Below are 12,221 nucleotides of genomic sequence, written 5' to 3'. Positions count from 1 at the left end.
AGTTACCGTGCGTGTACTTTGTCCGGTGCGTCAATGTCGTCGGGTGCTGCCGGACGAGGACGGGCGAATATCGCGGGGGCCCACCAGTTGGCGTCACCCATCAACTTCATGAGTGCGGGCACGAGTGCCATGCGGACGATGGTGGCGTCGATGACGAGGGCGATGATCATTCCGATGCCGACGAAGCGCATCATCGCGAGATCCGAAATCGCGAACGCTCCCGTGACGACGAGAAGCAACAGTGCCGCGGCTGTGATGATGCGTCCGGTCCGGCCCGCGCCCTCCAGGATGGCGGCCTCGTTGGACGCTCCGCGTTCTTTCGCCTCGAGCATCCTCGACATGAGGAATATCTCGTAGTCGGTGGACAACCCGAAGATCAACGCGAGAATGACGATGACCATGGTCGCCAGTAACGGTCCGGGTCCGACCCCGAAGAGACCCGAGCCGTGTCCTTCCTGGAACAGCCAGGTCAGAATCCCGAACGTGGCCGACAGGCTGACCGTCGCCATGAGTACCGCCTTGATGGGCAGCACCACCGACCGGAATGCGACGAACAGAATGACGAGGGTGGCGGCGACCATGATCGCGATCATGAGAGGGATAGTCGCGGCGATGGCGTCCAGGCCGTCCGCGGACAACGCGGTGATTCCGCCGAGCAACAGTTCGGTGCCGTCGGGGGCGGTGAGTTCGCGTAGTCCGTCTACCGCGACGTAGGCACCTTCGGTGCGGTCGGGGCTGTCGAAAATGGCCTTCACGACCGCGAATTCGGGGGTATCGGCCATGACGAATGCCGCTGCGACCCCGTCGACGGCATTGGCTGCTTCCGCGACCGAGGCCGCCTCGGCAGGTGGTGGTGCCACCCCGTCTCGCCCGCGAACCAGGATCGTCGCCCCGTTGTTGGCCAACGGGAAATCGGATTGTGTCTGCTCGACCACCACCCGCGTCGGATTGTCGGCGGGAAGGCCGTTCGCGCTGAGATCGCCCAGCTCGGTGCCGATTGCGGGCACGCTTGCCACCGCGAGGGCGGCGAGAATGAGCGTTGCAGTCACCGCCGGTCTGCGCATCACTCGTCTGGCGACGCCGGTCCAGAGTGCGAAGGATCGCTCTTCTCTGCGGCGGATGCGGTCCGGGTGGCGGCTCCATGAATCGATGCGCGGTCCGAGGATGGCAAGTGCGGCGGGCAGCGCCGTCATGGAGACGATCGCAGCGACCGCAACGGCCCCGATCCCGCCGTAACCGAAGGAACGGACGAATGCTTGTGGGAAGGCCAGTAGTCCGAGAAAACCGCAGACGAGAAGCAGTGACGAATACCGGATGGTACGCCCCGCCGTTGCGACGGTCCGTTCCACCGCACCACGGGTGTCCCGGCCGGCGCGTAGCTCCTCCCGGAATCGGCTGACGATGAACAAGCTGTAGTCCACCGCCATGCCGAGACCGACGAGTGTCGCGATGTTCACGGCGAACGAACTGACCTCGGTGAAGTACGACAGCAGGTGTAGCCAGGCGAGGGCGCCGAATGCCGAGAGTCCGCCGATCACCAACGGCATCGACGCGGCGACGACGCCACCGAAGAAGACCAGCAGCAAGATCATCAGCAGTGGGAACGACAGCGATTCGGCCAGTACGAGGTCCTTTTTCGACTGATCGTTGTAGGCGGCCTCGATGACACTGTATCCGCCGAACTCGGTGTCGATCTCGTCGAAGGTCATGAGTTCCTGCATCTTCGGAACCAGGTCCAGTCGGGCGTTCTCGTCACCGGCGAGTGCGAACACGGCCAGGGCAGCGGACCCGTCGGTGGAACGCAGGACTTGCTGCGCGAAGGTCGGCGCAGTCCAGTAGGTCAGCGGCGGTCCGGCCAGCCACTGCGCGTCCACTCGGTTCAGACGCTGCGAGACCTCACCCTCGATCTCGTCGATGGTCCGGCCATCGGTAGGTCGGAAGGTGACGGTCAGGTCTGCCGAATTGCGCCCGACGGTCTCCTCCATCAAGCGATCGACTTGCGCGGATTCGCTACCGGGGTCGTTGTAACCGCCGAGGCTGAGCCGATCGAACACGCCGAGGCCGAACAGGCCGCTCAGAAACACGGCGATCAGGCTGACGGCGAGCACCGCCCGCCGTCGGGACACGACGAACGAGCCCCATCCGCTCATGTCTTCCTCTCGAATCGTGCGTTCGACAGCGTGATTCATCGCGTCGATCGGTATCGGGCAATCGGATTCAGGTGGTCGGCGCAGTGGGATCCGACAGGTGAAACGGTGGTCGACTGCGGCCGATGATGCGATACCTGTCCCAGACGTCGGGTTCGCCGACGCTGGCGGGTGCAGAGCCTGTGGCCGTGCGGATCGTGGCTGTTGCCTTGCGTCCGTTCAGGTGTTCGGACAACCGAGCGTTCTCGGCTGTGCGCCCGTACCAGCGGTAGATCCCGTCTATCGGTTGTGGATGTCCGTGGAGTGTCACTTCGACATCGATTGTCAAGCAGTCGAATTCGATCGTCGCCGCGCCGTGGTAACCGTCATCGGCATCTGCGGCGAGTTCGTTCACCCGGTTGTTCATACGTCATCCCATGCAAGTTGTTGAAATCTGAATGATGTTCGAGCAAAACGTATTTGGACCGTTCGTGAACGGACCGCGAAGCTTGTGCGTTCGGTCACTTCGGGGAACCGTAGTGGTATACGTTACTGCTGTCCAGTGAATCGGATCTACGGTACCGACAACGTCGGATGAACGAATGAAAACCATTACGCCAGGGGGAGTTTCGTGACAAAGACCGATGGTGAGACGAGTTCCGGCGCATCCGTCACGGCTGCGGTCGGCGGGGTCGCCGACCGTGACAGAGTTGCGGGCCGGCTCCTGAAATCTTCTGCGGAGAAGTTCTTCGATCCGATCGTGGACATCGATTGGGACGCCCCGTTCGAAGAGGGGAAGGTGTGGCTCCCGGAGCATCGAACGTCGTTGTACGGAACGGCCTTGTGGGAGAGGCTGACGGCCGAACAACGAACCGAGCTGGGCAGGCAGGAGCTGGCCAGCATTCTGAGTTTCGCGATCTATGCGGAGTGCTGGGTCGGCCTGATGTTCCTGCGCAGTGTCACCGAGGGTGGGCTCATGGACAAGCGTTCTCAGTACGCGCTCACCGAGACGGCGGAGGAAGCGCGCCACTCCATCATGTTCGCGCGCCTGCTGTCCAAGATGGGTGTGGAGCACTACCGCCAGCCGAAGTGGCGACTGTATCTGCTGCGCTTCATCTCGTTCGTTCCGCTCGGTCCGTTTGCCTACGGTTCGGTGATGCTCATCGAGGAGATCCTCGACCGGGCTCAGCGTGAGTCCATGAACGATCCGGACATCCAGCCGCACGTGCGTCAGATGATGCGGCTTCACGTGATGGAAGAGGCTCGTCACATCGCGTTCGCGCGCGACGAGGTGCGGCGCGGGATGGAATCGCGGGGACGATTTCGACGGGCACCGCACCGCATGTGTCTGGCGTTGTTGGCTTTGCTGGTGTTCCCGTTGCTGGTACCGGGTTCCGTCTACAAGTCGGTCGGGATCGGGCCGCTGCGGGGCATGCGGGCGGCCAGGCGCGGGCCGCACTACAAGACGAACGTTCAGTACTACTGCGAGCCGATGGCCCGCTTCTTCGTCGACGTCGGTATGTACGAAGGATTCCTCACGAAGAAGTTGTGGCGTATGACCAAAGGCATGCCCGATGACCTCGTGTAGGAGTCGTGCCCGATGACCTCGTCCAGACAGTCAGGGGAGAAGAAAGTGATGTCGAATGATTCATCGGCCGCTGTGCGGGAAGGCGCCGCAGGCGTCGCTGTGCGATTCGCGGACGCGTGGCTGGGTGCATGGAACTCGGGCGACCCTGACCGGGTGCTCGATCTGATGACGCCCGATTGTGAGTACACCGACAGTGGCTGGCCGACGGTCATGCGCGATCATGACGAGGCACGGGCCTTCATCGAACACATGTTGGTTGCATTCCCGGATGTGCATTTCGAACGCGATGGTGGCGTGATGGTGGACCCCGACGGCCGGCGTGCGTCGTTCGCGTGGGAGATGACGGCCACACACACCGGCGTGATCGAGCCTCCGGGGCTTGCGCCGACCGGCAAGCGCATCTGCGTTCGCGGATTCGACGTACAGGAGTACGACGGGGTCAAGGTGTCCGCTGTGTGGATCGGATGGGACATGGCCGACCTGCAACGCCAGTTGGGTGTGATGCCGCCGATGCACAGCAGGGCCGAGCGCATGATGGCCAAGATGAGTGGGACCAAGAAGCTGTTCGGACTTCTCGGCCGTTAGGTGCCGTGTGTGATTCGTGCCGTGTGATTCACCGACGAAACGCCGTGCGGAATCTTGACGGCGGGGGCGTTTGGGGTCACTCTGTTCCGTGAACTTGCGCGGACAGGCGCATCGCGGCACCGGGGCAGGCGCTGTTCGGATACCCGACTCGACATCTCTCGAGATTGGGTGTACTTTTGGACGTTGCGCTGGCTGCCTCCTGTCCACCCTTCGTTTGCATAGCTGTGAGATACGTTCTCCTCAGTCTTTGTGGCGAGTTTCGTTCGGGTTGTGACCAGCGAAATTCGAAGCAGATACAGCGGCGGTCGCAACAGCAAGAGCGGCCCGCGTGAGGTGCTGGAAGGACGCATCTTGGCAGTCTCTAGCCAGACCAAGGCAGTTTCCGGAATCCCCGGAGCCCCGAAGAGGGTTTCGTTCGCGAAGATTCGCGAGCCCCTCGAAGTTCCCGGGCTTCTTGATCTACAAACCGATTCGTTCGAGTGGTTGGTCGGTGCGCAGAACTGGCGTGAGCGCGCTGAAGCGCGCGGCGACAGCGCAGTCTCCGGCGGCCTCGAGGACATCCTCACGGAGCTTTCTCCGATCGAGGACTTCTCGGGCTCGATGTCTCTGTCCTTCTCGGACCCGCGTTTCGACGAGGTGAAGGCCTCGACGGACGAGTGCAAAGACAAAGACATGACCTACGCGGCGCCGTTGTTCGTCACCGCAGAGTTCATCAACAACAACACCGGTGAGATCAAGAGCCAGACGGTCTTCATGGGTGACTTCCCGATGATGACCGACAAGGGCACGTTCATCATCAACGGCACCGAGCGTGTCGTGGTCTCGCAACTGGTGCGTTCCCCGGGCGTCTACTTCGACCACTCAGTGGACAAGACCACAGAGAAGGACCTGCACAGCGTCAAGGTCATCCCGGGCCGTGGTGCATGGCTCGAGTTCGACGTCGACAAGCGTGACACAGTTGGTGTGCGCATCGACCGCAAGCGTCGCCAGCCGGTCACCGTGCTGCTGAAGGCGCTCGGCTGGACCACCGAGCAGATCACCGAGCGTTTCGGCTTCTCGGAGATCCTCATGGCCACCTTGGAGAAGGACAACACTGCCGGTACCGACGAGGCACTCCTCGACATCTACCGCAAGCTGCGTCCGGGCGAGCCGCCGACCAAGGAGAGCGCGCAGACCCTCCTGGAGAACCTGTTCTTCAAGGACAAGCGCTACGACCTCGCTCGTGTGGGCCGCTACAAGATCAACAAGAAGCTGGGCCTGAACTCCGGGCAGCCGATCGTCGCATCGACCCTCACCGAGGAAGACATCGTCGCGACCATCGAGTACCTGGTGCGTCTGCACGCCGGTGACACCACGATGACCGTCCCCGGCGGCGAAGAGGTTCCGGTCGAGGTCGACGACATCGACCACTTCGGCAACCGCCGTCTGCGTACCGTCGGCGAGCTCATCCAGAACCAGATCCGCGTGGGTCTGTCCCGCATGGAGCGCGTCGTTCGCGAGCGCATGACCACGCAGGACGTCGAGGCCATCACGCCGCAGACCCTGATCAACATTCGTCCGGTCGTGGCAGCGATCAAGGAGTTCTTCGGAACTTCGCAGCTGTCGCAGTTCATGGACCAGAACAACCCGCTGTCGGGCCTGACGCACAAGCGTCGTCTTTCGGCTCTCGGCCCGGGTGGTCTGTCCCGTGAGCGTGCCGGCCTCGAGGTGCGAGACGTTCACCCGTCGCACTACGGTCGCATGTGCCCGATCGAGACCCCTGAGGGGCCGAACATCGGTCTGATCGGTTCGCTCTCGGTGTACGCGCGGGTCAACCCGTTCGGTTTCATCGAGGCGCCGTACCGCAAGGTCATCGACGGTAAGGCCACCGAGGAGATCGTCTACCTCACCGCCGACGAAGAGGATCGTTACGTCAAGGCGCAGGCCAATGCGGCCGTCGACGCCGACGGGACCTTCATCGAGGACCAGGTGCTCTGCCGTCGTCGTGGTGGCGAGGTCGAGTTGGTTTCGCCCAGCGAGATCGAATACATGGACGTCTCGCCGCGTCAGATGGTGTCGGTCGCGACCGCGATGATTCCGTTCGTCGAGCACGACGACGCCAACCGTGCCCTCATGGGCGCCAACATGCAGCGTCAGGCGGTGCCGCTGGTGCGCAGCGAGGCTCCGCTGGTCGGTACCGGCATGGAGCTGCGTGCCGCCGTGGACGCCGGCGACGTCATCGTCACCGAGAAGAGCGGTGTGGTCGAGGAGATTTCCGCCGACTACGTCACCGTCATGGCAGACGACGGCAGCCGGACCACCTACCGGATGCGTAAGTTTGCGCGTTCCAACCAGGGCACTTGCGCCAACCAGCGTCCGATCGTCGACGAGGGCCAGCGTGTCGAGGCCGGTCAGGTTCTCGCGGACGGTCCTTGCACCGAGAACGGCGAGATGGCGCTCGGCAAGAACCTCCTCGTCGCATTCATGCCGTGGGAAGGCCACAACTACGAGGACGCGATCATCCTGTCGCAGCGTCTCGTGGAAGAGGACGTCCTCACCTCGATCCACATCGAGGAGCACGAGATCGATGCCCGCGACACCAAGCTCGGTGCCGAGGAGATCACTCGTGACATCCCGAATGTCTCTGACGAGGTCCTCGCCGACCTCGACGAGCGTGGCATCATCCGCATCGGTGCCGAGGTCCGTGACGGTGACGTCCTGGTCGGAAAGGTCACGCCGAAGGGCGAGACCGAGCTGACCCCGGAGGAGCGTCTGCTTCGTGCGATCTTCGGTGAGAAGGCGCGCGAGGTTCGCGACACATCCCTCAAGGTGCCGCACGGTGAGACCGGCAAGGTCATCGGTATCCGCGTGTTCTCGCGTGATGACGACGACGATCTGCCTCCCGGTGTCAACGAGTTGGTCCGCGTCTACGTTGCGCAGAAGCGCAAGATCCAGGACGGTGACAAGCTCGCCGGTCGCCACGGCAACAAGGGCGTCATCGGCAGGATCCTCCCGCAGGAGGACATGCCGTTCCTGCCCGACGGCACTCCGATCGACATCATCTTGAACACCCACGGTGTTCCGCGTCGTATGAACATCGGTCAGGTGCTCGAGACTCACCTCGGATGGATCGGTAAGACCGGTTGGAACATTCAGGTCGCCGACGACGGCTCGCGTCCCGATTGGGCTGCGACGCTGCCGGAGGAGATGCTGTCCGCTCCGGCCGACTCGAACATCGCCACCCCGGTGTTCGACGGTGCCAAGGAGGACGAGCTCACGGGTCTGCTGAGCTCGACCCTGCCGAACCGTGACGGCGAGGCGATGGTTCAGCGCGATGGAAAGGCCACGTTGTTCGACGGCCGTTCCGGCGAGCCGTTCCCGTATCCCGTGTCGGTCGGCTACATGTACATCATCAAGCTGCACCACTTGGTCGACGACAAGATCCACGCTCGTTCGACCGGTCCGTACTCGATGATCACCCAGCAGCCGCTCGGCGGTAAGGCCCAGTTCGGTGGCCAGCGCTTCGGTGAGATGGAGTGCTGGGCGATGCAGGCGTACGGCGCGGCTTACACGCTGCAGGAACTGCTCACCATCAAGTCGGACGACGTGGTGGGTCGCGTGAAGGTGTACGAGGCGATCGTCAAGGGCGAGAACATCCCGGAACCGGGTATTCCCGAGTCGTTCAAGGTGCTCCTGAAGGAGCTCCAGTCGCTCTGCTTGAACGTGGAGGTGCTGTCCTCGGACGGTGCGGCCATCGCGATGGCGGACGGTGACGACGAGGACCTGGAGCGGGCCGCAGCGAACCTGGGCATCAACCTGTCCAGGAACGAGGCGGCGACGGTCGACGACCTCGCGAACTAGATTTCGGTCCCCGGGGGGTGGCGACGCCGCCCGGGGGCGTAGTTCACATTTGAATTGGCAGACAGGATTCGGCGGTCCCCGCTGATCCGCAATCCCTCTGGGGAAAGGAAGTTACGTGCTCGACGTCAACTTCTTCGATGAACTCCGCATTGGCCTCGCCAGCGCTGAGGACATCCGCAATTGGTCCTACGGCGAGGTCAAGAAGCCGGAGACGATCAACTACCGCACGCTCAAGCCTGAGAAGGACGGCCTCTTCTGCGAGAAGATCTTCGGCCCCACCAGGGACTGGGAGTGCTACTGCGGTAAGTACAAGCGTGTTCGTTTCAAGGGCATCATCTGTGAGCGCTGCGGCGTCGAGGTGACGCGTGCGAAGGTTCGTCGTGAGCGGATGGGTCACATCGAGCTCGCGGCACCGGTCACGCACATCTGGTACTTCAAGGGTGTGCCCAGCCGTCTCGGCTACCTGCTGGATCTGGCGCCGAAGGATCTCGAGAAGATCATCTACTTCGCCGCGTACGTCATCGTCGGTATCGACGAGGAACTGCGTCACAACGAGCTGTCCACGCTCGAGGCGGAGATGCAGGTCGAGAAGAAGACCGTCGCCGATCAGCGTGACGCCGATCTCGAAGCCCGCGCCCAGAAGCTCGAGGCGGACATCGCCGAGCTCGAGGCCGAGGGTGCGAAGTCGGATGTGCGCCGCAAGGTCAAGGACGGCGGCGAGCGCGAGATGCGTCAGCTCCGTGACCGTGCGCAGCGTGAGCTGGATCGTCTCGAGGAGATCTGGAACACCTTCACCAAGCTGAGCGTGAAGCAGCTCATCGTCGACGAGCTCCTGTACCGCGAGCTGGTCGACCGTTACGGCGAGTACTTCACCGGTGCCATGGGTGCCGAGTCGATCCAGAAGCTTCTGGAGAACTTCGACATCGCCGCCGAGGCAGACAACCTGCGCGAGACCATTCGCAGCGGCAAGGGGCAGAAGAAGCTCCGCGCGCTCAAGCGTCTCAAGGTTGTCGCCGCGTTCCAGGCCAACGAGAACTCGTCGCCGATGGGCATGGTTCTCGGTGCGGTTCCGGTGATTCCGCCGGAGCTGCGTCCGATGGTGCAGCTCGATGGTGGACGTTTCGCGACGTCCGACCTCAACGACCTGTACCGCCGCGTGATCAACCGCAACAACCGCCTCAAGCGACTGATCGACCTCGGTGCGCCCGAGATCATCGTCAACAACGAGAAGCGGATGCTGCAGGAGTCCGTGGACGCGTTGTTCGACAACGGACGCCGGGGCAGGCCTGTTACCGGACCGGGCAACCGGCCGCTGAAGTCCCTGAGCGATCTGCTCAAGGGCAAGCAGGGTCGTTTCCGTCAGAACCTGCTCGGTAAGCGCGTCGACTACTCGGGTCGTTCCGTGATCGTGGTCGGTCCGCAGCTCAAGCTGCACCAGTGCGGTCTGCCGAAGCTGATGGCTCTCGAGCTGTTCAAGCCGTTCGTGATGAAGCGTTTGGTCGATCTGAACCACGCGCAGAACATCAAGTCGGCGAAGCGGATGGTCGAGCGTCAGCGTCCGCAGGTGTGGGACGTCCTCGAAGAGGTCATCGCCGAGCACCCGGTGTTGCTCAACCGTGCGCCTACGCTGCACCGCCTGGGTATTCAGGCATTCGAGCCGCAGCTCGTCGAGGGCAAGGCCATCCAGCTCCACCCGCTCGTGTGTGAGGCGTTCAACGCCGACTTCGACGGTGACCAGATGGCCGTGCACCTTCCGCTGTCCGCGGAGGCGCAGGCCGAGGCTCGTGTGCTGATGTTGTCGTCGAACAACATCCTTTCGCCCGCATCGGGTCGTCCGCTCGCCATGCCGCGTCTGGACATGGTGACCGGTCTGTTCCACCTGACGCGTCTCGACGAGGATGCGCTCGGCCAGCTCGCCGCGCCGACCAAGGACGAGGCGGAGCAGGGTGTCTACTCCTCGCCGGCCGAGGCTCAGATGGCCGTCGACCGTGGTTCGCTCGCCATCCAGGCGCGGATCAAGGTTCGGCTGACCACGCAGCGTCCGCCCAAGGACCTCGAGGCGGAGCTGTTCCCCGAGGGCTGGACCTACGGTGACGGCTGGACTGCGGAGACCACTCTGGGTCGCGTGTTGTTCAACGAGCTGCTTCCGGCGGACTACCCGTACATCAACGAGCAGATGCCGAAGAAGCGTCAGGCGACGATCATCAACGATCTCGCCGAGCGGTACCCGATGATCGTGGTTGCGCAGACCGTCGACAAGCTCAAGGATGCAGGCTTCTACTGGGCCACGCGTTCGGGTGTCACGGTCTCGATTTCCGACGTCCTCGTGCCGCCGGAGAAGGCTCAGATCATGGAGTCCTTCGAGGGCCAGGCAGACCAGATCGAGAAGAAGTACCAGCGCGGTGCTCTCAACAGGGCCGAGCGCAACAGCGCACTGGTCAAAATCTGGTCCGAGGCCACCGACGAGGTCGGTAAGGCCATGGAAGCTCACTTCCCCGACGACAACCCGATCCCGATGATCGTGAAGTCCGGCGCCGCCGGCAACATGACTCAGGTTCGTTCGCTCGCCGGTATGAAGGGCTTGGTGACCAACCCGAAGGGTGAGTTCATTCCGCGTCCGATCAAGTCTTCCTTCAAGGAAGGCCTGACCGTTCTCGAGTACTTCATCAACACGCACGGCGCCCGCAAGGGTCTGGCAGATACCGCGCTCCGCACCGCCGACTCGGGCTACCTGACCCGTCGTCTGGTGGACGTTTCGCAGGACGTCATCGTCCGCGAGGTCGACTGCGGAACCGAGCGTGGCATCGTCACGACGATCGCCGAGAAGCAGGCCGACGGCACGCTGATTCGCGATGCACACGTCGAGACCAGCACCTACGCCCGCACCCTGGCCGCCGACGCGCTCGACGAGAACGGCAACGTCGTCGTCGAGCGTGGTCACGACCTGGGCGACCCGGCAATCGACGCGCTGCTTGCAGCCGGCATCACCAACGTCAAGGTCCGTTCGGTGCTCACCTGCACCACCGGAACCGGCGTCTGCGCAACCTGCTACGGCCGTTCGATGGCCACCGGCAAGCTGGTCGACATCGGTGAGGCCGTCGGTATCGTCGCCGCTCAGTCCATCGGTGAGCCCGGTACCCAGTTGACGATGCGTACCTTCCACCAGGGTGGTGTCGCCGGAGACGACATCACCGGTGGTCTGCCGCGTGTCCAGGAGTTGTTCGAGGCTCGTGTCCCGAAGGGCAAGGCACCGATTGCGGACGTCACCGGCCGGGTACAGCTCGAGGACGGCGATCGCTTCTACAAGATCACCATCATCCCGGACGATGGTGGCGAAGAGGTTGTCTACGACAAGCTCTCGAAGCGGCAGCGTCTGCGTGTCTTCAAGCACGACGACGGCACCGAGCGCCTGCTCGCCGACGGCGACCACGTCGAGGTCGGACAGCAGCTGATGGAAGGTGCCGCCGACCCGCATGAGGTGCTGCGTGTCATGGGCCCCCGTCAGGTGCAGATCCACCTCGTGAACGAGGTCCAGGAGGTGTACCGGAGCCAGGGTGTGTCGATTCACGACAAGCACATCGAGACGATCGTTCGCCAGATGCTGCGTCGCGTGACAATCATCGATTCGGGTGCGACCGAGTTCCTGCCCGGTTCGCTCACCGAGCGTGCCGAGTTCGAGGCGGCCAACCGTCGCGTCGTGGCCGAGGGTGGCGAGCCCGCGGCCGGACGTCCGGTGCTCATGGGTATCACCAAGGCATCGCTGGCAACCGATTCGTGGCTGTCGGCAGCGTCCTTCCAGGAGACCACTCGCGTGCTGACCGATGCGGCTATCAACTGCCGCTCGGACAAGCTGATCGGTCTCAAGGAGAACGTGATCATCGGTAAGCTGATCCCTGCCGGTACCGGTATCAACCGTTACCGCAACATCCAGGTTCAGCCGACCGAAGAGGCACGTGCTGCCGCGTACGCGGTGCCGTCCTACGACGACCAGTACTACAGCCCGGACGGTTTCGGCCAGAACACCGGTGCTGCAGTTCCGCTGGACGACTACGGATTCAGCAACGACTACCGCTGACCGGTAG

The 12,221-nt window shown here is 63.2% G+C and carries 6 protein-coding genes; 4 read left to right on the top strand and 2 right to left on the bottom strand.

Annotated features, from left to right (window positions below; all coding sequences use genetic code 11):
* Positions 1 to 2: 2 nt before the first annotated feature.
* Entirely contained in the window at positions 3 to 2,150 is a 2,148-nt protein-coding gene (locus ACZI8Q_RS09550) for an MMPL family transporter (RefSeq protein WP_463373278.1), read from the bottom strand.
* 67 nt (positions 2,151 to 2,217) lie between these two features.
* Entirely contained in the window at positions 2,218 to 2,553 is a 336-nt protein-coding gene (locus tag ACZI8Q_RS09545; RefSeq protein ID WP_463373277.1) for a DUF4873 domain-containing protein, read from the bottom strand.
* Between the two features lie 204 nt (positions 2,554 to 2,757).
* Between ACZI8Q_RS09545 and ACZI8Q_RS09540 the strand changes: the two genes are divergently transcribed.
* The 4 genes from ACZI8Q_RS09540 (at position 2,758) to ACZI8Q_RS09525 (ending at position 12,214) form a co-directional block, all read left to right on the top strand.
* Positions 2,758 to 3,714, top strand: a complete 957-nt coding sequence (locus ACZI8Q_RS09540) for an AurF N-oxygenase family protein (RefSeq protein ID WP_463373276.1) — start codon at positions 2,758 to 2,760, stop codon at positions 3,712 to 3,714.
* Positions 3,715 to 3,762: 48 nt separating this feature from the next.
* Positions 3,763 to 4,299 carry an ester cyclase gene (locus tag ACZI8Q_RS09535; protein ID WP_463373275.1) on the top strand — a complete coding sequence of 179 codons (537 nt, stop codon included), beginning with the start codon at positions 3,763 to 3,765 and terminating at the stop codon, positions 4,297 to 4,299.
* Positions 4,300 to 4,632: 333 nt separating this feature from the next.
* Positions 4,633 to 8,139, top strand: coding sequence for a DNA-directed RNA polymerase subunit beta (gene rpoB, locus ACZI8Q_RS09530; RefSeq protein ID WP_463373498.1), 3,507 nt, complete (start codon positions 4,633 to 4,635; stop codon positions 8,137 to 8,139).
* Between the two features lie 115 nt (positions 8,140 to 8,254).
* Complete coding sequence (locus ACZI8Q_RS09525) at positions 8,255 to 12,214, top strand: DNA-directed RNA polymerase subunit beta' (protein ID WP_463373274.1); 3,960 nt, start codon at positions 8,255 to 8,257, stop codon at positions 12,212 to 12,214.
* The last annotated feature ends 7 nt before the right edge of the window (positions 12,215 to 12,221 follow it).

The organism is Rhodococcus quanlei, assembly GCF_055231015.1.
This window is presented reverse-complemented; position numbering and strand designations above follow the sequence as displayed.